Here is a 279-nt window from a genome sequence, read left to right as displayed (position 1 = left end):
AAATGGGCACTGGAACACGCATACGAGTATATTTTTGAAATGGATGCAGACTTCAGTCATAATCCGAATGATTTACCCCGTTTGTATCAGGCTTGTTCGGAACAAGGAGGAGATGTATCCATCGGTTCCCGTTATGTCAGCGGAGTGAATGTAGTGAATTGGCCGATGGGACGGGTATTGATGTCATACTTTGCCTCTAAATATGTGCGGTTTATCACCGGAATACCTGTACATGACACCACTGCCGGATTTGTTTGCTACCGCCGCCAGGTGTTGGAA

1 protein-coding gene is annotated in these 279 nt (G+C 46.2%); it reads left to right on the top strand.

Going from position 1 to position 279, the window contains the following annotated elements; all coding sequences use genetic code 11:
- A partial coding sequence (locus AB5935_RS26590; RefSeq protein ID WP_368327939.1) for a glycosyltransferase occupies positions 1-279 on the top strand: 279 nt, incomplete at both ends.

The organism is Phocaeicola sp. RTP21198st1_B8_RTP21198_201120 (assembly GCF_040929485.1).
Classification (GTDB): Bacteria; Bacteroidota; Bacteroidia; order Bacteroidales; family Bacteroidaceae; genus Phocaeicola; species Phocaeicola dorei.
This window is presented reverse-complemented; position numbering and strand designations above follow the sequence as displayed.